We start from the raw sequence: 22,599 nt of genomic DNA on the forward strand, positions 1-22,599 counted from the left end.
CGATGAGAGTTGTAGTACAGCGTTGCAAGGACGCCAAAGTAACCGTGGATGAGACAGTGACCGGAGCGATTGGCAATGGTCTGATGCTGCTTGTCGGCGTTACCCATGAAGATACGGAGAAGGATGCCAAATATTTGGCGGATAAAATAGCTGGACTGCGTATTTTTGAAGATGATGCTGGCAAAATGAACTATAGTGTCACGGATACTAACGGAGCTATTCTTTCAGTGTCCCAGTTTACTTTATACGGAGATTGCCGTAAGGGAAGACGGCCGAATTTCATGGGAGCTGCAGCTCCTGCGGAGGCCGAGCGTCTTTATGATTATTTTAATCAAGAGCTTAGAGCTGGAGGTCTTCAGGTGGAGACGGGCATATTTGGAGCGATGATGGATGTGTCGCTGACCAATTGGGGCCCAGTTACTCTCATTCTGGATAGCCGCAGCTAACGAAATAGAGGATGTCGAAGATTGCTTCTGGCCGGAGCTAACTTTCGACATCTTTTTTTTATGCGGATAGAGCTTCTTTGGGCTGGATAAACTAAATGCAGGCAGATATCACGCATAAGGCAGGGAGTTTAAGAATGAGACAATCACAGAAGGCATGGGTATGGAGAAGTATCCCGGCACTACCGACTGGGAGTCCTATGGAAGCCTGTGCATTAGCCAAAAAGCTAGAAGGCGAGACCGAACCATTAGTAATCAAAGGAAGAAGCCGCAATCTCTTGCCGCGTACCTGAAGCGGGTGGAAAAGGCGGCTTTTTCGGTGTTGTGAATGAAGCCTATTTTCCGATTAAAGGTTAGAAAGCATCCTCATAAGGGTAATAGACCACAAGAAAGAATAATAAGAACATCATTAATTGCTAAAGACAGAGAGGAGAAACTATCACATGAGTAACGTTGCTTTCTTACTGGCTAATGATTTTGAAGATTCTGAAATGAAGGTTCCTTATGATGAAATTATAAAGGCAGGACATCAAGCTGACATTATTGGTTTGAAAAAAGGGGAGACCCTGCTGGGTAAAAAGAAAGAAGTCTCCTACGCAGCAGACAAGGCGATCGCCGAGGTTCAAGCAAGTGATTATGACGCGATTGTCATCCCGGGTGGTTCTTCCCCCGAGAATTTACGGCAAAATGCCGATATTTTGAAGTTTGTAAAAGAAGCAAATGAAGCAGGCAAGCCTATCGCCTCTATTTGCCACGGACCGCAAATTCTGATCAGTGCAGACTTGCTTAAGGGACGCACCATTACCTCTTATCCTCCGCTGAAGGATGATGTTGTGAATGCCGGTGCGGTGTTTAAGGATGAGGAAGTAGTGGTTGATCGCAATTACATTACTTCGCGTACACCAAAAGATGAGCCTGCATTTGTTCGTGAAATATTGAAGGTCCTGAAATAAATAAGCAATATTTAAATTAGAGTCTTATAATCCAAGGAGGTAATGGCAATGAGCAGAAAAATCCAAGCGTATTTCAGAACTGAAAATGAAGCAGAAGGCGCAAAAACAGCATTGATTAGCTATAAGGTGGATGGCTTGGAGGTTTGGCCACTCACGGACCCTATCGGCAATGATCGTAATATTCTGTTTCCAATCATTCCACTGGATAGTGCATCTGTAGTCGCAGGCACAACTGGAACGCTTGGAACGGCTAGCACACCTGCAGCTGGAGCTATGCTGGTTCCTGGCATTGCCGCTTCCGACACTCGTGCTGACCCTGAAACGCATTATAGTGTGAATGAAGATCAGGTTAGTGCGAACGTGGCAGAAGGAGATCTCGAAGATGGGGATTTAAGTGAACTTCGTTATGTGATGGAGCTAAGTATAGCAGAAGAGAATTATAATGAAGTTGTGGAAATCCTCCGGGGCAAAGGGGCTTATGTTGAACAATTCGAATAGTATTCTATTAAAAATAAACCGCTTTCATGGAATGTAATATAATCGTAATATTACGTACATGATTCCTTAATATAGCGTGTTTATAATAAAGGCATGACCCCCTTTTTAATAATATATGATGATGGACCTGCAGCATTCGGCTGCAGGTCATTTTTTTGTTACAATATAATTGCTGAATAAAAAACTCGGAAGCTGTCAAAATTTATACTAGGCATCCTTTTTACTACCTTGACTTTAATGCAGTAGTTCAGTAGAATATTAACAATATACGATTTTATCATATGGTTTTGATGACGGGACCAAGTAATTCGAGAACCCACAACTCCAGAGAAGAATCCCTTGTCGATTCGGATGACATCTACTTAAGTGGATGATGAACCGGTATCGCTTGGCTGCAAGGATTCTGTTGATGAGCGAATGAATGACCTCCCCGAGAACGTACGGCGAAAGTGGGCAGTGTTGATTGCCGCGATCAGTAGCCGTTTACGCGTAGGCGGGCGTTAACCGCTTTGAGCGGCTTCAGTATATTTTTACTGATCCGGAATGTGGGTGGTACCACGTGGTGTATTATTGGTTATGATAATCCCTCGTCCCTGTTTTTTTATAAAACAGGGACGAGGGATTTTTTGCTATTTCTGCAATAGAAACAGATGAAGAGAACAGCTTTAGAGGGGTTATTTTTTAGGAGGGATAGACTGTGGCTAAAGAAAGATTCGAGAAACCAACAGGAACGCAGGACGTGCTTCCGGGTGCTGTGGAGAAATGGCAGTATATTGAGGGGAAGGCCAGAGATTTATGCCGCCGTTTTAACTATCGGGAAATTCGCACACCTATGTTTGAGCACACAGGGTTATTCGAACGTGGAGTAGGCGAAACAACGGATATTGTGGAAGGCGAAATGTATACGTTCAAGGACAAAGGCGACCGTGATTTGGCTCTTCGTCCAGAAGGAACGGCTGGTGTCGTGCGGGCTTACGTTCAGAACAAGCTATACGGTGAACCTGATGTAAGCAAGCTGTATTATATCGGACCTATGTTCCGTTATGAGCGTCCGCAGGCCGGAAGATATCGCCAGTTCCATCAGTTTGGGATTGAGGCGTTTGGGGCCGTGGATCCGGCTATTGATGCAGAAGTAATCTCTATGGGCTATCAGTTCTATAAGGATCTAGGTCTTAAGGATGTAAGAGTGGAGCTTAATTCCGTGGGTAATGCACCAAGCCGTGCGGCTTACCGGGAGAAGCTGCTGGGATTCCTTAGACCGATGAAGGATAACCTCTGTAGTGACTGTCAGCGTCGAATCGAGCGTAATCCGCTTCGTGTGCTGGATTGCAAGGTGGATCAGGATAAATTTACAGATGCCCCTTCTATTTTGGACAGTTTGGATGATGAATGCATAACTCATTTTGAGAAGGTTAAGATGCATCTCGACATTATGGGTGTAGAGTTCACGATTAATTCTCGTCTTGTACGTGGTTTGGATTATTACACGCATACTGCGTTTGAATATAAAGCAGCTGGCATTGGCTCTATTGATACCGTAGGCGGCGGAGGCCGGTACAACGGTTTGGTTGAAGAAATCGGTGGACCGGATCAACCGGGTATTGGTTTTGGGATCGGGCTGGAGCGTATTCTTCTTATTCTGGAGGATCAGAAGGTAGAGCTGGAGACTGCGAAGCCACTGGATGTGTATTTTGTAGCTCTTGGCGAAGAGGCTGACATTGAAATCTCCAAGCAGCTATACTTTCTGCGTAGCCAAGGGTTCTCGGCAGAACGCGACTACCTCGGCCGGAAGATGAAGGCGCAGATGAAGTCAGCTGACCGTATGTCGGCACGTTATACTGCGATTCTTGGCGAAGACGAGCTGAAGAATGGTGTAATTGCGCTGAAGTCGATGAGCACAGGGGAACAGCAGACTGTGAAGCTCGAAGAGCTGGCTCAGGCGTTGGTATAGAAGAAGACTTTTTAAGTAGAAATGTATTTTTAAATAAAAAGGGGAATGGTGAATTATGCAAAGAAGTCATAACTGTGGGCAATTAACACCAGAACATATTGGACAAACGGTAACCTTAAACGGATGGGTCCAGACCCGCCGCGACCTTGGGGGCGTACTTTTTATTGACCTGCGTGACAGAAGCGGTATTGTGCAAGTTGTATTCAACCCGGACTACTCCGGCGAAGCACTGCAAATTGCGGATAAGGTTCGCAGTGAGTATGTTTTGGCTGTCAAAGGAAAAGTGGTTAAACGTGATGAAGAAACTATTAACCGCAATCTGCCAACAGGTGAGATTGAAGTTCAAATTACAGATATCGAAGTGCTGAACGCTGCTAAGACTCCTCCATTCTTCATCGAAGATGGAGTGGAAGTAGACGAATCTCTTCGTCTGAAATATCGTTACCTGGATCTGCGTCGTCCGGAAATGCAAAAAACACTGTTGCTACGCTCGAAAGCTTCTAAGATTTTCCGCGATTTCCTTGACAGTGAAGGATTTATTGACGTAGAGACACCAATCCTAACTAAGAGCTCACCGGAAGGTGCGCGTGATTATTTGGTGCCAAGCCGTGTGCATGAAGGCGAGTTTTTCGCATTGCCTCAATCTCCACAAATCTACAAGCAGCTTTTGATGGTGGGTGGCGTTGAACGCTATTATCAAATTGCTCGTTGTTTCCGTGATGAAGATTTGCGTGCTGACCGCCAGCCGGAATTTACACAAGTGGACATCGAGACTTCATTCCTGTCTCAAGATGAGTTGCTTGGCATGATGGAGAACCTAATGCAGCGTTTGTTCAAAGAAACTGTAGGAGCGGATATTCAGCTTCCATTCCAACGTTTGACTTATGCTGAGGCAATGGGCAAATACGGTTCAGACAAACCTGACCTGCGTTTTGGATTAGAGCTTGTAGAAATGAACGATATTGTTGCAACAAGTGGCGTAAAGGTATTTGCTTCTGTGATCGAAAAGGGCGGAGAAGTGAAATGTCTAAATGCTAAAGGCTGCGGGACTTGGACTCGTAAAGAAATCGATGATCTCGGACCTTATGCTGCGCGTTATGGTGCGAAAGGTTTGGCTTGGATTCAAGTGAAAGACGGCGAGTTCAAAGGACCGATTGTCAAATTCTTCACTGAAGAAGAAATTGCCGCTGTGAAGGAGCGTACAGGCGCTGAAGAAGGCGACCTACTGTTGTTCTCCGCTGATACCAAAAAGGTTGTAGCGGACGTTCTAGGCGCCCTTCGTGTCAAAATCGGACGTCAGCTGGGTCTGATCGACGATAACGTGTTCAAGTTCGCTTGGGTGACTGACTTCCCATTGCTTGGTTATGATGAAGATCAGAAACGTTATGTAGCAGAACACCATCCGTTCACTCGTCCGCGTGAAGAGGATCTGCATCTGTTCGACACAGATCCAGGTGCAATTCGTGCACAAGCCTACGATATCGTTCTGAACGGTTATGAAGTAGGCGGTGGCTCCATGCGGATTTACAAACGTGAAGTACAGGAAAAAATGTTCCAAGCTCTCGGCTTCACAGAAGAGGTTGCTTACGAGAAGTTCGGTTACCTGATGGATGCGTTCGAATATGGTACACCTCCACACGGTGGTATCGCCTTCGGTTTAGATCGTCTAATCATGCTGCTGGCGGGTCGTACAAATCTGCGCGAAACCATCGCATTCCCGAAAACGGCAAGTGCAACGGACCTGCTTATGGATGCACCTGCACCAGTAGACGGTTCACAATTGGAGCAACTGCACATTAAGCTGGCCCTTAAACCAAAGAAAGAAAAAGAAAAAGAATAATTAAATAAAGCGGGCGAGGCAGATTTCTGCTTCGCCATAGCTTTTGAAGGAGGCTGACCTCATGCTGCATCAGTTCTCACGTACGGAACTGGCGATCGGACCGGAAGGTCTGGAGATTATGAAGAACAGCACAGTAGCGGTACTTGGTATCGGCGGTGTTGGCGGTATGGCTGTTGAGGCATTGGCTCGTAGCGGGATCGGCAGACTGATTCTGATTGATAAGGATTCTGTCGACATTACCAATGTGAATCGGCAGATTCACGCACTTACTACTACGGTTGGGCAAAAGAAGGCCGAACTGATGGTGGATCGCGTGAAGCTGATTAATCCGGAATGTGAAGCGATTGCGCTGAACATGTTCTATACGGAAGAAACCTATGAGGAACTGTTCAAGCTGAAACCGGATTATGTGATTGATGCCTCGGATACGATTATCTACAAGGTACATTTGATTAAAGAATGTCTGTCACGTGGAATTCCTATGATCTCAAGCATGGGCGCTGCCAACAAAATGGATCCTACAAGATTCCAGGTAGCGGACATTTCCAAGACAACGTATGATCCGATTGCCCGTGTCATTCGCCAGAAGCTGCGTAAGGATGGGATTAAGAAAGGCGTGAAGGTGGTCTTCTCTACGGAGCCGCCAATGAAGCCACGTCAGGATGTTACGGACAAGATTGTTCCGGAGAATGCGCCGGATCGACGTAAAGCGAAACAACCGCCAGCCAGCAATTCATTTGTTCCACCGGTAGCCGGCCTAATCATGGTCAGCGTTGCCGTGCGTGATTTGCTTGAGGCTGGAGGCGTCAGCTTGTAAGTGAATCGCTGAGCTGAGGCTGTTTCAATTATAGTTATAGGATTAGAGTAATGGACAAAAGGGCGAGTAGCTGGAATCCGGCTGCGTACGCCCTTTTGTTGTCGTTAACAGGCGGGCTCTGCAATAAGCAGGCCATAAATAGGCATAATAGCTGAACCGGGATGAACGGCTGATTATAAGATTTATAATCCGGGTAATATCCGCCTGCGGAACTTAATATCAGTGGAGGTTTTTGTACATGAAATCGAATTTTTGGCGAAATAGTGTGGGGCTTGCGCCTGAGAATGACTGGAAACGGGAATGGGCTGCAGGGATTCTCTCCTATTTTGCTTCAGTTTATATTGTTATGGTGAATGCGACGATTCTCCATGACGCAGGGATGCCGCTTAGACCGGCAATGGTGGCTACACTGTTGACCGCAATTACCGGCTGTCTGCTGATGGCTTTCGGCGGGAAGACGCCTATCATCGTGGTTCCCGGGATGGGGATTAACGCATTTTTCACTTATACGCTTGTTCATTCCATGAAACTGGACTGGAGAGAGGCACTTACTGTAGTCGTTATAACAGGCGTGTTATTCGCTATCGTGGCCTTTACATCACTTTATCGTATTCTTAGTGAGGCAATTCCCCAAAACCTGCAGCATGCCATTACAGTCGGTATAGGGCTATTTCTGACTTTTATAGGGCTGCAAAAGAGCGGGATAGTGATTGCCCATCAGACTACTTTTGTTGCCATAGGACATTTTAGTGATCCTGCAGTTATTACATCCTGTGTGACTTTATTGCTGGCTTTAGTGTTATTTATCCGGGGAACTAACGGCGGCCTGCTGATAAGTATGCTGGTTGGTACAGGACTAGCCTATCTTCTGGGAGCTGCACATGCACCGGAAAAACAAGCTTCAGGGCATGTATTCTCAGGTTATGGCGGCCTATTTTTCGGAATGGACTGGAGCGGTATTGTGAGCCTTGTGTTCTGGATTGCTGTATTCCTGTTATTGTTAATCGTTGTATTTGAAAATATCGGTCTTGTAGCCTCACAGACGATGATGGCAGGCCGTCCAGAACGCTTCAAAAGCAGCCTGCGTGCGCTCTCGCTTGCCAATATCGCCGCGGGTCTTTTCGGAAGCAGTCCAGTCGTGGCCGCTGCAGAATCTAATGCAGGAATAGCTGCGGGCGGGCGTTCGGGTCTCACCTCGCTGGTGACAGGGCTTCTATTTGGGGCGACCTTCTTATTCCTTCCGTTGTTATCCTATATTCCCGATAGTGCGATCGCACCGATCCTGATTGTGATCGGCGGACTTATGGTACAGAATGTGCGTGAGATGGACTTGAGTGATTTGACCGAGCTGTTCCCGTCTTTTCTAATCATGGTTATGATTCCATTCACCTATAGCATTGTGGATGGTATGGCTTTTGGTTTTATTACCTACCCGATTGTGAAGCTGGCGCTGGGCAAAGGGAAGGAAGTGCCACCTGCGCTGTATGGGATTGCTGGTTTGTTTGTAGCTAACTTTATTTTGCAGGCTGTGTTATAGTGCGGCATCCAGTTTCTTTGATTACGAGGGAACTGTTGTTCACTAATCAGCTCTATTAGCCAGCGTTGAAATCAAAGGTATAAATACCGTAGATTCGAGCTAAAAGCGCATAGACGCCGAAATCAAAGGTATAAATACCGTTGATTGGAGCTAAATGCGCGTAGACGACGAAATCAAAGGTATAAATACCGTAGATTCGAGCTAAAAGCGCATAGACGCCGAAATCAAAGGTATAAATACCGTTGATTGGAGCTAAATACGCGAAGACGCCGAAATTAAAGGTATAAATACCGTTGATTCGAGCCGAATACGCGTAGATGTCGAAATCAAAGGTATAGATACCGTTGATTGGAGCTAAATGCGCGTAGACGACGAAATCAAAGGTATAAATACCGTAGATTCGAGCTAAAAGCGCATAGACGCCGAAATCAAAGGTATAAATACCGTTGATTGGAGCTAAATGCGCGTAGACGACGAAATCAAAGGTATAAATACCGTAGATTCGAGCTAAAAGCGCATAGACGCCGAAATCAAAGGTATAAATACCGCTGATTCGAGCTAAATGTGCGTGTACGCCGAAATCAAAGGTATAAACACCGTTGATTGGAGCCGAACGTGAGCGAACGCTGAAACCAAAGGTATAAACACCGTTGATTGGAGCTAAATGTGCGTGTACGCCGAAAGCAAAGGCAAAAATGCCTTTGATCCGAGCTAAATGTATGTAAGCGCCGAAACCAAAGGCAAAAACACCTTTGGTGTGTCCTAAATATTCGACGCTTGTGCGAGCTAAGGAGCACCAAAGGGTTTTAGGTTGGAGAACTTATAAGTTTAGTCAAATCATTTGAAAGATTTGGTATTTAAGCGCTGATTGTGCTACAATGGGTATCCTTTTGCGTGAGAAATGGGCGTAGGAGCATGAAAATTTAAGCTCGATAAACTTTTAGGAGGTAACTGAAATTGGAAGACAACTTTCAAAGTGCCTATCAAGAGGAAGAAGACAGGCTGAATCAAGCGCTTACTGAAATTGACACTTTGCTGGAGAAGCTCCAGCAGACACCAGTGTACACGGGACATGACTATACGGAACAGGTGCTGGAAGCGAACCGTGATCAGAAGCGCAAAGATCTTGCCAAGCTTAGGCAGGAGCCTTATTTCGGACGGCTTGATTTTCAAGGCAATGATGAGAATGAACGGAAGGCACTCTATATAGGCAAAATCGGCGTAGACCGTGAGCAGGTAAGCGACCGTCCGCTAGTCATCGACTGGCGCGCACCGGTAGCAAGCCTGTTCTATTCGTTTACCGGCGGTACCGAGCCAGCCTCCTATGAAGCTCCTGAGGGATTGATAGAGGGGCTGGTATACCTCAAACGCAACGTCGTGATTCGGAAGCAAATTCTGGAGCGGGTCGCGGATACGTACAATCGGGAAAGCGATGCACCGATAGTATCAGATGAGTTTCTCGTCTATCGACTTGGGGAAAATAAGGATAATCGCCTACGGGATATCGTATCGACCATACAAGAGGAGCAGGACAAGATTATCCGTGCTGCCAAGAATACAGCGCTGATCATTCAGGGCGTGGCAGGAAGCGGTAAAACAACCGTTGCACTGCACAGGCTTGCTTTTCTGCTGTATCAATACAAGGATCAGGTTTCTGCGGAAAAAATGATCATTTTTGCACCAAACCGGATGTTTTTAGATTACATCTCGGATGTATTGCCTGAGCTCGGGGTAGGTAATATTGCTCAAAGTACATTTCCGGATTGGGCAGCTAATGTACTAGGACTGGAATTGCCGGAACAGGATGCGACGGAGACGATGAACCGCTGGTTCGAAACCCCTGGGGGCATGCCGGTAATTACAGAAGAGACACCAGGGCGCTTCAAGGGTTCCACGGTGCTGATGGGAATCATAGAGTCCAGCATCAAGCTATTGGAAAGCAGCTCCGTACCTGAGGGTGATTTTAGCCCGTGGGAGGGTGCGGTGCTACGCCGTTCTATGATTTTGCGCTGGCATAATGAGGAGTATGCTCCCTATCCTCCAGCTAAGCGCAAGGAACGGGTAATGGCGCGGATTCATCGCTGGATTGAGATGGAACTGAAGAAGAGCCCTTCAGCTGCTGCTATGAAGGATCGCAAGAAAAAAGGCGCGCAGCGAGAGAAGGCTTATAGTGCCAAATGGCCTAAATATGATCCATTAACGATCTATAAGCAAATTTTCCGAGCAGCTAAACTTCCTGAGGATTGGCCGGTTGAACCGCCAGAGGAAATTCCGGCAGCTGTACTGAAGGAAACGGCAAAAGAGCTGAAAAAAGGCATCATACGTGAAGAGGATTTACCTCCGCTGCTGTATATCCATTATCTTTTGAATGGTGATGAGGGTGTTACTCGCTTTGACCATGTAGTAATTGATGAGGCTCAGGATTTTTCACCTTTCCAAATTGCCGTTCTGGATTTATATGTACGAGGCCATTCCTTTACGATCCTGGGTGACCTCTCGCAGGGTATACATGCCTATAAAGGCGTACACGCGTGGGAAGAGATGCAGACGTTGTTTGCCCCTGAGAACACGGCTTATCACGCGCTGACACGCAGCTATCGTTCTACTATGGAAATTATAGACTTCGCTAATGGAATTCTATCTTCAGGTGTGGAGAGCTCATTGCTGGCTGTTCCTGTGTTTCGTAGTGGAGATCCCGTGCGTATGATCGCCTACGGTGAGGATAACGGGGAACTGGTGGCTGATGAGCAAGCTCGCTTGCGGACAATAACCTCTGCACTGAAGTCTCTGTCAGGAAGGGAATACCGTACGGTGGCTGTCCTAACAAGAAATCTTCATGAGGCTGCAGAACTATATGCGGAGCTGGCACAGCATTTTGAAGATATTCATCTGATTGATGGCAGTATGACGCAATATCAGGGTGGACTATCGGTGCTGCCTGTCTATTTATCAAAAGGTTTGGAGTTCGATGCGGTGATCTTAGCAGATGCCGATCAAGACCATTACGGGGCGACGGCTTGGGACGCGAAGCTGATGTATGTCGGCTGTACACGTGCTCTCCATGAGCTGTGGCTGCTCCATAATGGGGAAGTTCCTTCCTATGTGCAAACGGCGGCTGGAAGCGATTCTGAGGGGGAGTAAGACTGGTGGAGAATGGTTATAACTGTTCTTGGTCTTGTAACTCCCCCATAGGTATGGCTTAATAATAAGTGTCCGGCCGGGCAAGAACACTTCTGGAAGGAGGCTGATTGAAATGATTTCAGTATACGAGGTGGTTTCCGTTTAAGACGGAAACCTGCTTAAAGCGAGGAGGCCTTATGGCCTCCTTATTACTAACATAAGAAGTACCACACTTATCCATAAGAACGAAATTTATGAAATCGAATGTAGACGCTACCAAAAGGTTTTTATATAATGAAATTACGGATTTTTCCAAATATGAGGAGAAGAAAGGAGGCAGGTGACGTGATTATAACTAAAAACTTAGTTGACCGACGCATAGGGACACACCTGTTGAAGGAGGAAATGCAAGTTGAGTTATGTAAATGGGAAGGATGTGCTCCCCCCTGGCTTGCTCGAAGAGCTTCAGGGATACATCCAAGGTGAACTGCTCTACATCCCAAAGAGGACGGAAGAGCGGGTTCGATGGGGCGAGAACAGCGGTTCGAGGAAAGAAATAGCGAACCGGAACAAGGAAATTTTCAGTTGTCATCGAAGCGGTGATTCCGTAGCGGAACTTCAGAAGAAGTACCATCTATCGGAAGAAAGCATTCGTAAAATCATATCAAAAATGCGGCTGGCAGTAAATTGCTAGCTTGCAATTCAAGCATAAACGCCTCTGGTGTCCTTATAAGGACGGTAAGCGTTATGCGAGAAATCATAAGGATAAAGTGTAGCGTGAAACCTATACTTTCTTATATTTTGAAAAAAGAGCATGGCTCCCGCCTTTCTAAGACGAGATCATGCTCTTTTTATTTTGGCGTAAAATAAGTCTATGCTGATACTGTTACCTTGAACCGGCAGGACATCCTAATCCTTCCCTGTGATATGGTATGATAGAGAGGGATTTATATTGAGCTTTTACAAGAATATAGCAAGGAAGTGGAGTTATGGATTTATTTTCTTTCGGAGAGGACACCGGGGGCGGACGGCTGCTTGCGGACCGGATGAGACCGGAGAATCTTGATGAATATATTGGTCAAGAGCATATCATAGGTCGGGGGAAGCTGCTGCGAAGAGCGATTGAGGCGGATCAAGTCTCTTCGATTTTGCTCTATGGTCCCCCGGGATGCGGTAAGACGACACTCGCGCATATTATTTCTCATCACACACAAGGGGAATTCGTACGTCTGAATGCGGTGGAAGCTACCGTGAAGGATGTACGGGAGGTTATTGAGCGAGCTCAGAACAATCAAACATTGTACGGCACAAAGACGATCCTGTTCCTGGACGAGGTGCATCGATTTAATAGCTCGCGCCAGGATGCGCTTTTGCCAGCGGTAGAAAAAGGGACCATCACCTTCATTGGAGCGACTACAGAGAACCCGTTCCATTATGTTAATGGGGCGCTTATGAGCCGCTCCACCTTATTTCAGCTGGAGGCATTAACGAGTGAACACAGTCTGATCGCGATGCGCAGAGCCTTGGCGGACAAAGATAAAGGTCTTGGATTTATGGAGCTTCAGGTCGATGAAGAGGCTTTGTTGCATATTGCAACTATGGCTAATGGAGACATTCGCCGGGCACTAAATGCGCTGGAGCTGGCAGCCCTGACTACCGCGCCGCAAGTTGATGGAAGTGTTCATATTACGCTGGAGGTGGCGGAGGAATCCATTCGGCGCCCCATTGTGAAGGCTGATGAATCTACGCAGTATGATGTGCTATCCGCTTTTCATAAAAGTATTCGCGGTTCCAGTGACGCCGCGTTGTTCTGGTTTCTGTATGCGGTAGAAAAGCTTGGAATGGACCCTATGACTTTTATTCGGCGCCTGATTGCAGCCAGCAGTGAGGATATCGGCCTGGCTAATCCCCAAGCTATGGTTCAAGCGGTGAGTGCGCTGGATGCCTATCGAAACAATGGTTGGCCAGAGGCGAAGCTGAACATTGCCCAAGCTATTCTTTTTGCCGTGGAAAGTCCGAAGTCTAATGCTGTGGTTATGGCTATTTCCAATGCAATGGCAAGTATGGATGAGATCAAATCAGCGGAGGTACCGCTGCATCTGCGTGATACGCACTATAAAGGCGCAACTGCGTTAGGGCATGAAGGATATCAATATCCGCACAATTTTCCGGGGCATTATGTAAAGCAGGAGTATTTGCCTAAGGAGATTTCTCAGCGTGTTTTTTATCAAGCAACTGAGCAAGGCAACGAGATTAAGATTCGTCATAATCAAAAGCTTCGGCGGGAGCAGTAACCCAGCTAGCGACTGTAATACCTTCCAATTTCATGCTGGAAAGCAAAAGATTTTAACTTTCAGACGAACTAAATAATTCCCAAAAAAAGGCGGCCTAGAGCCGTTTTTTTGTTGCCTACGTTACTTTTAATCACATCGATTGAAAATTTTTTATAGGAAAAGATTGATAATTTACCATAAGTTAATTAAAATGAACTACAAAGTTACGAGATGTTCATTTTTATTTCCGATTGAACTACTGGTAGTATTCTTAATGGTGTTAATTATCATCACATTGGTTATTTCAAAATGTTTCATGAAAATCAACACTATTTATATCAAAATTTACATAATATTTTCATTGTGTTAATTTTGAAATCCTTGTCGTTAGGGTGATGAATATGGGCGAAGAACTACTAGAAATCAAAAATTTGTCGACATCGTTCAGAATTGCAGACGACTATTATGCTGCGGTTGATGATGTTACCCTGTCTGTTCGCAAAAATGAAATTCTGGCTATCGTTGGAGAGTCTGGTTCAGGAAAAAGTGCGCTCGCCTTTTCAATTATGGGGCTGCACACCAGAGCCAAAATTGACGGACAAATCAAATACAAGGGCCAGGACATCGTTACCATGTCTCCTGCTGCACTAAACAAGCTGCGCGGCCAAGAAATGTCTATGATTTTTCAAGATCCTTTATCCGCTTTAAACCCGCTAATGATCATCGGCTCACAGATTGAAGAAGTACTTATCCTACACGATTCCAAGCTTTCTAAGAAACAGAGAAAAGAGAAGGTCATTGATCTTTTGACCAAGGTTGGAATTTCCCGTCCCGAGCATACATATCAGCAGTACCCCCACGAATTATCCGGTGGCATGAGGCAGCGGGTGGTTATCGCCATTGCGATAGCCAATGGACCCAAGCTTTTGATCGCCGACGAACCTACTACAGCACTAGATGTGACTATCCAATTACAAATCCTTGAACTTATTAAAAAATTAAAAAACGATATGGAAGCAGGCATTATCTTAATCACTCATGACTTAGGGGTTGTAAGCGAAATGGCTGACCGTGTTGCGGTGATGTATGCCGGACAAATCGTCGAAATCGCAGATATTTTTACGTTGACGTCTAATCCGAAACATCCGTATACGAGATCCTTATTAAACTCCATTCCAACAGCAAAAGAAGAGAAATCCAGATTGCATGTGATTCAGGGGATTGTTCCACCACTGCAAAACCTTCCGCGTAAGGGCTGCCGTTTCTCGGCACGGACGCCTTGGATTCCTGAATCGGAGCATGAGGAGAACCCACAGCTGCATGAAGTCGCACCCGGACATTTCGTTCGCTGCACCTGTTATAACAATTTCCATTTCCCTGATACTAACGAGGAGGCAATCCACAATGGGACTTCTTGAGGTTAAAAATTTAGCAGTACATTTTCCGATCCACGGCGGTGTTTTTCGAAGGGAAGTTGGCGTAGTTAAGGCTGTCGATAATGTTAATTTTACCATTGAAGCTGGGCAAACCTATGGTCTGGTTGGTGAATCTGGTTCCGGGAAGACGACAACGGGTCGCGCGATTATAGGTCTTAATTCTATTACTAGCGGCAGCGTGATTTTTGAAGGGCAAGATTTGGCCTTGAGGGGTGTACGTAAGCAAAGAAATGTCCGCAAAGACATTCAGATGATCTTTCAGGATCCGTACTCTTCCTTAAATCCTAAGAAGCGTGTACTCGATATTATTGCAGAACCGTTGCGTAATTTCGAAAAAATGTCTCCAGGGGAAGAAAAACGCCGGGTGCAGGAATTGCTTTTACAGGTAGGCTTAAGTCCTGAGAACATCCTGAAATATCCGCATGAATTTTCTGGCGGCCAGCGGCAGCGGATCGGAATTGCCAGAGCAATTGCACTCAAGCCAAAGCTTATTATTGCTGACGAGCCGGTATCTGCGCTAGATGTCTCAGTACAGGCACAAGTGCTTAACTTCATGCAGGACATTCAAAAAGAGCTGAATCTTACTTTTCTATTTATCAGTCATGATCTCGGGATCATCAGGCATATGTGCGATCACATAGGGATTATGTATAAAGGACGACATGTGGAGCAAGGGACTGCTAAAGATATTTTTGACAATCCTCAGCATATTTATACCAAACGACTCATTGCCGCCATTCCTGATATTGATCCGAAACAGAGAGAAAAGCAGACGGAGTTTAGAAAATCAGTAAGCAAGGAATATGAACAAGCGCACCGGAATTATTTTGATGAAGAAGGCATGGCTTATCCATTAAAATCAATTTCCGAGACTCATCTGGTAGCCTTGCCTGAGAAAGGTTGAGAATATGTGGAAGATTATCGTTCGTAGAATTCTTATAATGATCCCTCAAGTAGTTCTATTAAGTATTCTTGTTTTTCTTATGGCGAAGGCGATGCCAGGTGACGCACTTTCAGGAATGCTTGATCCGAATATTGACCCGGCGGCCATTGATGCGATGAGAGAAAAGCTCGGTTTAAATGATCCATGGTACATCCAGTACTGGGATTGGATCACTAAAGCGATACAAGGGGATTTCGGCCAGTCCTTCCGTTTCAAAATGCCGGTCTCAGAGCTAATCGGTCAACGCCTGATGAATACCCTTTGGCTGGCCATTGTTACGCTGATTCTTACATACCTTATTGCTATCCCGCTTGGTATTACCAGCGGACGTTATAACGATTCGTGGCTGGATCGCTTGATAACTGGCTATACCTATATTGGATTTGCTGCACCGTTGTTTATTTTTGCACTCTTAATGGTATGGGTTTTCGGATTTCATTTTCATTGGTTTCCTACCAGCGGCAGTGTCAGTCCCGGGGAAGTTCCAGGTACACTAAGTCACTTCTGGAGTAAATTCTACCATCTGCTTCTGCCTGCGCTATCTATGGCGCTAATTGCAACGGTTGGGACCGTACAATATCTGAGAAATGAGATCATTGATACGAAGCAAAAAGATTTCATTCTCACTGCTAGAGCTAAAGGGGCTTCGGAGTCACGCGTATACAATCGTCATATTTTGAGAAACTCCTTGCTGCCGATCGCTGCATTTTTTGGATATGAGATCACTGGGCTAATCGGTGGTACGGTGTTCGTTGAAACGATCTTCAGCTATCCAGGAATGGGTTTGCTGTTTCTAAGTTCGATAACGATTCGGGATTTCAGCGTGGTAACAGCTCTTGTTCTTCTGTATGGGGTTGCTTCCATCGTCGGTGCGTTGTTATCAGACATTATTTTAAGTATCGTAGATCCTCGTATCCGGATTAAATAAGAAGATGAACACTTTGGGGTGAATGAAATGGCAAAGACGAGCGCAGAGATAGCTCTGCTGCAGGAAACTGATAAAAGTCCATCGGGCTTCAAAATTGTTTGGCGGGAGATGGTGCGGGATAAGCTGGCACTGATCTCATTGATTTTCCTATTTACGATTATTGCTGCTGTATATGGGATCTCCTTATTTTTAGATCAGAAAGAAATTGTCACGGTTGACTTGTTCGCCCTATATGAGAAGCCTTCGGCTGTGCATTGGCTGGGGACTGATTATGGAGGACGGGATGTATTCGGTCAATTAATTATAGGAACACGAAATTCCATGTCTATTGCCTTTATGGTTACTTTTTTTACGGGAATTATCGGTATTCTGGTAGGTTTAGTCTCAGGTTACTTTGGGGGAACGGTAGATAATGTCGCGATGCGTATTGTGGATTTCTTCATGATTCTACCTTTTCTAATGATTGTTATAGCTTTTGTCAGCGCAGTTCCTAAGTACAATACATTGACCTTCTCCTTTATCATGACAGCATTTCTTTGGATGGGGATTGCCAGGCTAATTCGTTCCAAGACATTGCAAGAGAAGGAATTGGATTATGTTCAGGCATCTAAGACCCTAGGCTCCTCCAATCTAAAAATTATGTTCACGCAAGTTCTGCCGAACTTAAGCTCTATCATTATCGTAACGATGACCTTGAATCTGGCAGCTAATATTGGATTGGAATCAGGCCTATCCTTTCTAGGTTTTGGTTTTCCAGAAAGTACACCCAGTCTGGGTACTCTAGTAAGCTATGCGAGAAATCCGCAGACCCTTGAGTTCAGATGGTGGATCTGGTTACCCGCATCATTGCTGATCCTGGTATTGATGTTGAGTATAAATAATGTGGGTCAAGCGCTTAAACGTGCGACCGACGCAAGACAAAGAAAAGGATAATAAGGGAGGAAATGATTAAATGAGAAAAGCCATTCGTTCAAAAGCTTTACTAGTTTCATTAATGTTTGTAATGTTGTTCGCTCTTGCGGCTTGCGGCTCCAAGAACAACAACGAAGCGGCTGAATCAACAGCAGCTCCTAGCGCCAGCGCACCTGCGGCAACTGCAGAAGCAACGGCCGCGCCTGAGGCAGAAGACGGACTTTATAACATTAAAGATTTTAGTAACGTTAAGACTAACCAAGGTGAAGCTATTGACGGAGGGACAATTACATTTGGACTTGTTTCCGATAGTCCATTTGAAGGTACTTTGAACTGGAACTTCTATTCTGGGGATCCAGATGCTCAAGTTCTGAACTGGTTTGATGAAGGTTTGTTAACTTGGGATAAAGACTATGTATATACTAATGATGGTGCGGCTACTTATGAAGTTGCAGAAGATGGACGGACCTTTACCTTTACGATTCGCGACAATGTAAACTGGCAGGATGGTAAGCCAGTAACGGCTGAAGACTGGTTGTTCGCCCATGAAGTTATTGGTAATCCTGCTTATGATGGTCCTCGTTATGGTTCTGACTTCACTAATATTGAAGGCATGGATGAGTACCATTCCGGTAAAGCCAAGACCATATCCGGGATTAAAGTGCTGGGTGATAAGAAACTGCAGATTACTTATAAGCAATCTACACCTTCCTTGTTAACGGGTAGCGTATGGATTTATCCATTAGCCAAACATATCTTTGGCGGCATGGATGTTGCCAAAATCTCCTCTTCCCCTGAAGTCCGCCAAAAGCCAATTGGCTTCGGAGCTTTTAAAGTAGAGAGCATCGTTCCTGGTGAGTCTGTAGTATTTGTTAAGAATGAAGATTACTGGCGCGGAGCCCCAAAACTGGATAAAGTAATTTTGAAGGTTATCAACCCAACAACGATTGTACAAGAACTGAAATCTGGCGGAGTTGACTTGGTGGATTCCTTCCCTATTGATCAATTCCCGGATAATGCAAAGATGTCAAACGTTGAATTCCTGGGTGCGGTTGATCGTGCTTATACGTATATAGGCTTTAAGCTTGGTAAATGGGATGCAGAGAAAAAGGTTGTTGCAACAGATCCTAAAGCTAAAATGGCGGATGTAAATCTGCGTAAAGCCATGTGGGCTGCCGTAGATAATGATACTGTCGGTAAGAAGTTTTATAATGGACTTCGCTGGAATGCGACTACGTTGATCCCACCTTCCCATCCTGAATTCCATGATGCTTCCAATCCAGGTGTAGCTTATGATCCAGAAGCAGCTAAGAAGATCCTGGATGACGCTGGTTACAAACTAAACGGTGAATTTAGAACGAATCCAGATGGCAGCGAGCTGAAGATTAATTTCATTTCGATGACTGGTGGAGACATTGCTGAGCCGCTGGCTCAATATTATGTACAATCCTGGAAAGCGATTGGTCTGAATGTAACTTTGGAAATGGTAGAGTTTAATACCTTCTATGATCGCATAGGTCAAAATGGTGAGGATGATCCTACTGTTGATGTGTACCAAGGCGCTTGGGGTGTAGGGATTGACGTTGACCCATCAGGTCTGTATGGCAAAGATGCAATCTATAACTTCCCGCGTTACTCGAGTGCAGAGAACGATCGTTTGCTCGCCGAAGGGATCTCCGAGGCTGCATTTGATGTAGACAAACGTAAAGAAATCTATAAAGAGTGGCAACAATTTATGGTTGATGAGATTCCAGTATTCCCAACACTTTATCGTGCTGTAATAGTGCCGGTTAATAACCGCGTCCTGAATTATTGGGCTGTTGGTGATGGAGTTGAAATCTATTATAACGACATTGCGGTTTCTGCAGATAAAGCTGCGGTAGCTCAGTAAGAGGGTATTAATGAACAGCAGTTCAAGGAGAGATCCTGAGCTGCTGTTTTTTATTTTTCATTAAATTAACAATAATTCCTATATTTTGTGCATTATTTACTGTAAAAATATAGTGTTTTAATGAAAGATATGGTATATTTTGGGTGAGAGCGAAACTTTCGCTTAAATATAGCTCTTAGAGAGAGGTGAGTGGATGATCGCAATGACGGGTACCTGATTCAAGTGAGGGAGGTGTTACGGGACTGAGGTGTAATCTTTCTTGTGGCATTCACTGAAGAGAGGGGCAGTAGAAATGATCAAGAGGTATAGGAAACAAGGACTGGTGTTCAGTTTGTTGTTTACGCTTACATTTTGTTCAAATGCTGCATTTCAACCGGCGATAGCAGAGGCGGCGGCCGGAGACTACAACTATGCGGAGGTTCTTCAAAAATCTATTTATTTCTACGAAACCCAGCGGTCTGGTGAATTGCCAGATAACAATCGGGTGGAATGGCGGGGCGATTCCGGTCTTTTGGACGGGGCGGATGTGGGACATGATCTGACTGGTGGTTGGTATGATGCCGGTGATCACGTTAAATTCGGTCTGCCTATGGCTTATTCTACGACGATGCTGGCGTGGTCGGTTTATGAGTACAAGCAAGGATATGAGGGGTCTGGGCAGCTGGAGGAAATATTAGACAATATTCGCTGGGCAACCGATTATTTTGTAAAAGCTCATACTGCTCCTAACGAGCTGTGGGGACAAGTTGGTAACGGAACAACCGATCATAATTGGTGGGGACCCGCAGAAGTCATGCAGATGCAGAGACCTTCCTACAAAATTGATGCCACTCATCCCGGATCAGATCTTGCCGCAGAAACAGCTGCAGCGTTAGCTTCAGCATCCATTATTTTCAGGGATACGGATGCCGTATATGCGGACAAGCTGCTGCTGCATGCTAAACAGCTTTATAATTTTGCTGACACTTACCGCGGCTCCTATTCCGATAGCATTACCGATGCCAAACAATATTATAATTCTTGGAGCGGTTATGCGGATGAATTGAGCTGGGGGGCTGTCTGGTTGTATTTGGCGACTAACGATCAGCAGTATCTCAATAAGGCTATTGCAGCAAGTGATCAATGGGGAACGAATCAGGCTGGAAACTGGGGTTATCAGTGGACGCAGTCTTGGGACGACAAGCATTATGGCGCTCAATTACTGTTGGCACGAATCACCGGGCAGACCAAGTTCATTCAATCCACTGAACGGAATATGCAGTATTGGACGACTGGAGTGGGTGGAACAAGTGACCGTGTTGCCTATACACCTGGCGGACTAGCCCATCTGGATCAATGGGGCGCATTGCGTTATGCAGCCAATCAGGCTTTTATGGCCTTCGTTTACTCGGACTGGGTGAGCGATCCGGTGAAGAAAGATACGGCGCGTTCTTTCGCGGAGAGACAAATTACGTATATGCTTGGCGACAATCCACGAAACAGCAGTTATGTTATCGGTTATGGTAATAATTCTCCTCAGCATCCCCATCATCGAACCTCACATGGATCATGGAATGATAGTCAGACCGTTCCGGTAAATCATCGCCATGTCTTGTACGGAGCGCTAGTTGGAGGCCCGTCCAAAACAGACAGCTACAACGACTCCATTAACGATTATGTCTCGAATGAAGTTGCAACCGATTACAATGCAGCTTTTACAGGAGCTATTGCAAAAATGGTGCTGCTGCATGGACAAGGGCAACAGCCGCTTGCACAATTTCCACCTGCAGAGACACGTGAAGATGAGATGTTTGTCGAAGCCTCTGTGAATGCTAGTGGCAGCAACTTCGTAGAGATTCGAGCATTGCTGAATAACCGTACGGGCTGGCCGGCACGGGCCAGTAAAGAGATGTCTTTTAACTACTATGTGGATCTTAGTGAAGCGATAGCGGCTGGTTATGCTCCTGAGGATATTACGGTTACGGCGGGAGGCTACAATCAGGGTGGAACGGTGTCTGCACTTCAGCCTTACGATGCAGCTAACCATATCTACTATACTAAGGTTGATTTTACAGGTACTTTAATTTATCCGGGTGGACAATCTGCTCATCGTAAGGAGATTCAATTCCGAATTGCAGCCCCGCTGAACACTAACTTCTGGAATAATGCTAATGATTTTTCATTCCAAGGTGTGGCAGCTCAAGGAGCAACTCCTGTTAAAACAGCGAACATTCCGGTGTTTGATGCAGGTGTGCACATGTATGGAGAACTTCCAGCGGGTGGTGGACAACCTGGAGAACCTCAAGTCCCTGCACGTCCGACTAATGTTCAGGCAGTAGCAGGTAATGGGACTGTCCATTTGACTTGGAATGTCATTAGCGGGGTTAGTGAATATACCGTTAAACGCAGTGAAGTGAGTGGAGGCCCGTATACGGTGCTTGAGAATGTCATGGGAACGGATTACATGGATAGTGGACGGGTGAACGGAACCACTTATTATTATGTGATCACTGCCACGAATAGTGTAGGGGAGAGCTTGCCATCTATACAGGTTAGTGCCAAACCCCAAGAACCAACACAGCCCACAACGGGGAATTTGAAGGTGCAATATCGTACGAATGATACGAATGCCAGTGATGGACAGCTGCGCCCTCAGTTCCGAATTATGAATACAGGAACCGAGTCTGTGGCACTTAGCGGCTTGAAGCTGCGTTATTATTTCACTGTGGATGGGGATAAACCACAACAGTTTCATTGTGATTATGCTGTAGTAGGCAGTGGTAATTTAAGCGGCAGTTTTGTTAAGCTGAATCCCGCCAGTACGGGCGCGGATTATTATCTGGAGATTTCTTTTGGTGCAGAGGCTGGAAGCGTAGCGCCTGGTGGAGATAGCGGCGAGATTCAGGCTCGCACCAATAAGACGGACTGGACGGCTTACAATGAAACGGATGATTATTCCTACAGCGCGGTTCAGCAGACATTTGCCGATTGGAATAAAGTTACACTTTATCAAGGTGAAACACTTGTATGGGGCTTAGAACCATAAATATATCCAAGAGAGGGAGCTTGCCTAAGATG

The 22,599-nt window shown here is 45.6% G+C and carries 18 protein-coding genes; all 18 read left to right on the forward strand.

What is annotated here, in order from left to right; all coding sequences use genetic code 11:
• Window positions 1–2 precede the first annotated feature (2 nt).
• Window positions 3–446 (forward strand): D-aminoacyl-tRNA deacylase, encoded by a 444-nt coding sequence (dtd, locus tag MHH49_RS16565; RefSeq protein WP_036677641.1) that lies wholly within the window; start codon window positions 3–5, stop codon window positions 444–446.
• A 134-nt stretch (window positions 447–580) separates the two neighbouring features.
• Complete coding sequence (locus MHH49_RS16570) at window positions 581–736, forward strand: hypothetical protein (RefSeq protein WP_170914232.1); 156 nt, start codon at window positions 581–583, stop codon at window positions 734–736.
• A gap of 150 nt (window positions 737–886) precedes the next feature.
• Window positions 887–1,396 (forward strand): type 1 glutamine amidotransferase domain-containing protein, encoded by a 510-nt coding sequence (locus tag MHH49_RS16575; protein ID WP_038572983.1) that lies wholly within the window; start codon window positions 887–889, stop codon window positions 1,394–1,396.
• Between the two features lie 48 nt (window positions 1,397–1,444).
• Window positions 1,445–1,894: a hypothetical protein gene (locus MHH49_RS16580; RefSeq protein ID WP_036677637.1), complete on the forward strand. Its 450-nt coding sequence runs from the start codon at window positions 1,445–1,447 to the stop codon at window positions 1,892–1,894.
• 366 nt (window positions 1,895–2,260) lie between these two features.
• Window positions 2,261–2,398: a hypothetical protein gene (locus MHH49_RS16585; RefSeq protein ID WP_155288182.1), complete on the forward strand. Its 138-nt coding sequence runs from the start codon at window positions 2,261–2,263 to the stop codon at window positions 2,396–2,398.
• 193 nt (window positions 2,399–2,591) lie between these two features.
• A complete protein-coding gene (hisS, locus tag MHH49_RS16590) occupies window positions 2,592–3,845 on the forward strand; it encodes a histidine--tRNA ligase (RefSeq protein ID WP_038572981.1) in 1,254 nt (417 codons plus the stop codon).
• 55 nt (window positions 3,846–3,900) lie between these two features.
• A complete protein-coding gene (gene aspS / locus MHH49_RS16595) occupies window positions 3,901–5,685 on the forward strand; it encodes an aspartate--tRNA ligase (RefSeq protein ID WP_038572979.1) in 1,785 nt (594 codons plus the stop codon).
• Between the two features lie 61 nt (window positions 5,686–5,746).
• Window positions 5,747–6,502 carry a tRNA threonylcarbamoyladenosine dehydratase gene (locus MHH49_RS16600; protein ID WP_036677632.1) on the forward strand — a complete coding sequence of 252 codons (756 nt, stop codon included), beginning with the start codon at window positions 5,747–5,749 and terminating at the stop codon, window positions 6,500–6,502.
• A 238-nt stretch (window positions 6,503–6,740) separates the two neighbouring features.
• On the forward strand, window positions 6,741–8,039 hold the full coding sequence (locus MHH49_RS16605; protein WP_036677630.1) for an NCS2 family permease: 1,299 nt from the start codon (window positions 6,741–6,743) through the stop codon (window positions 8,037–8,039).
• 957 nt (window positions 8,040–8,996) lie between these two features.
• Window positions 8,997–11,180: a HelD family protein gene (locus MHH49_RS16610; protein WP_341138284.1), complete on the forward strand. Its 2,184-nt coding sequence runs from the start codon at window positions 8,997–8,999 to the stop codon at window positions 11,178–11,180.
• 391 nt (window positions 11,181–11,571) lie between these two features.
• Window positions 11,572–11,853 carry a CD3324 family protein gene (locus MHH49_RS16615; RefSeq protein WP_036677625.1) on the forward strand — a complete coding sequence of 94 codons (282 nt, stop codon included), beginning with the start codon at window positions 11,572–11,574 and terminating at the stop codon, window positions 11,851–11,853.
• A gap of 295 nt (window positions 11,854–12,148) precedes the next feature.
• Window positions 12,149–13,453 carry a replication-associated recombination protein A gene (locus MHH49_RS16620; RefSeq protein ID WP_036677622.1) on the forward strand — a complete coding sequence of 435 codons (1,305 nt, stop codon included), beginning with the start codon at window positions 12,149–12,151 and terminating at the stop codon, window positions 13,451–13,453.
• A gap of 380 nt (window positions 13,454–13,833) precedes the next feature.
• Window positions 13,834–14,850: an ABC transporter ATP-binding protein gene (locus MHH49_RS16625; protein ID WP_036677618.1), complete on the forward strand. Its 1,017-nt coding sequence runs from the start codon at window positions 13,834–13,836 to the stop codon at window positions 14,848–14,850.
• Window positions 14,837–15,772, forward strand: coding sequence for an ABC transporter ATP-binding protein (locus tag MHH49_RS16630; protein ID WP_036677615.1), 936 nt, complete (start codon window positions 14,837–14,839; stop codon window positions 15,770–15,772). Before MHH49_RS16625 ends, MHH49_RS16630 begins: the two co-directional genes overlap by 14 nt.
• A 4-nt stretch (window positions 15,773–15,776) precedes the next feature.
• On the forward strand, window positions 15,777–16,739 hold the full coding sequence (opp4B, locus tag MHH49_RS16635; RefSeq protein WP_036677612.1) for an oligopeptide ABC transporter permease: 963 nt from the start codon (window positions 15,777–15,779) through the stop codon (window positions 16,737–16,739).
• Window positions 16,740–16,766: 27 nt separating this feature from the next.
• The gene (locus MHH49_RS16640; protein WP_051490985.1) at window positions 16,767–17,672 is read left to right on the forward strand and encodes an ABC transporter permease; all 906 of its coding nucleotides are present in this window, start codon (window positions 16,767–16,769) and stop codon (window positions 17,670–17,672) included.
• 19 nt (window positions 17,673–17,691) lie between these two features.
• Complete coding sequence (locus MHH49_RS16645; RefSeq protein WP_036677608.1) at window positions 17,692–19,542, forward strand: oligopeptide ABC transporter substrate-binding protein; 1,851 nt, start codon at window positions 17,692–17,694, stop codon at window positions 19,540–19,542.
• A 292-nt stretch (window positions 19,543–19,834) separates the two neighbouring features.
• On the forward strand, window positions 19,835–22,567 hold the full coding sequence (locus MHH49_RS16650; RefSeq protein ID WP_341138285.1) for a glycoside hydrolase family 9 protein: 2,733 nt from the start codon (window positions 19,835–19,837) through the stop codon (window positions 22,565–22,567).
• Window positions 22,568–22,599: the final 32 nt, after the last annotated feature.

It is taken from the genome of Paenibacillus sp. FSL F4-0122, assembly GCF_038002845.1.
GTDB classification, from domain to species: Bacteria; Bacillota; Bacilli; order Paenibacillales; family Paenibacillaceae; genus Paenibacillus_AQ; species Paenibacillus_AQ odorifer.

Excerpts from the sequence above, each read along its gene's own strand:
- dtd (WP_036677641.1), top strand. The coding sequence starts at position 3 with ATGAGAGTTGTAGTACAGCGTTGCAAGGACGCCAAAGTAACCGTGGAT.
- MHH49_RS16570 (WP_170914232.1), top strand. The coding sequence starts at position 581 with ATGAGACAATCACAGAAGGCATGGGTATGGAGAAGTATCCCGGCACTA.
- MHH49_RS16575 (WP_038572983.1), top strand. The coding sequence starts at position 887 with ATGAGTAACGTTGCTTTCTTACTGGCTAATGATTTTGAAGATTCTGAA.
- MHH49_RS16580 (WP_036677637.1), top strand. The coding sequence starts at position 1,445 with ATGAGCAGAAAAATCCAAGCGTATTTCAGAACTGAAAATGAAGCAGAA.
- aspS (WP_038572979.1), top strand. The coding sequence starts at position 3,901 with ATGCAAAGAAGTCATAACTGTGGGCAATTAACACCAGAACATATTGGA.
- MHH49_RS16600 (WP_036677632.1), top strand. The coding sequence starts at position 5,747 with ATGCTGCATCAGTTCTCACGTACGGAACTGGCGATCGGACCGGAAGGT.
- MHH49_RS16605 (WP_036677630.1), top strand. The coding sequence starts at position 6,741 with ATGAAATCGAATTTTTGGCGAAATAGTGTGGGGCTTGCGCCTGAGAAT.
- MHH49_RS16620 (WP_036677622.1), top strand. The coding sequence starts at position 12,149 with ATGGATTTATTTTCTTTCGGAGAGGACACCGGGGGCGGACGGCTGCTT.
- MHH49_RS16625 (WP_036677618.1), top strand. The coding sequence starts at position 13,834 with ATGGGCGAAGAACTACTAGAAATCAAAAATTTGTCGACATCGTTCAGA.
- MHH49_RS16630 (WP_036677615.1), top strand. The coding sequence starts at position 14,837 with ATGGGACTTCTTGAGGTTAAAAATTTAGCAGTACATTTTCCGATCCAC.
- opp4B (WP_036677612.1), top strand. The coding sequence starts at position 15,777 with ATGTGGAAGATTATCGTTCGTAGAATTCTTATAATGATCCCTCAAGTA.
- MHH49_RS16640 (WP_051490985.1), top strand. The coding sequence starts at position 16,767 with ATGGCAAAGACGAGCGCAGAGATAGCTCTGCTGCAGGAAACTGATAAA.
- MHH49_RS16645 (WP_036677608.1), top strand. The coding sequence starts at position 17,692 with ATGAGAAAAGCCATTCGTTCAAAAGCTTTACTAGTTTCATTAATGTTT.
- MHH49_RS16650 (WP_341138285.1), top strand. The coding sequence starts at position 19,835 with ATGATCAAGAGGTATAGGAAACAAGGACTGGTGTTCAGTTTGTTGTTT.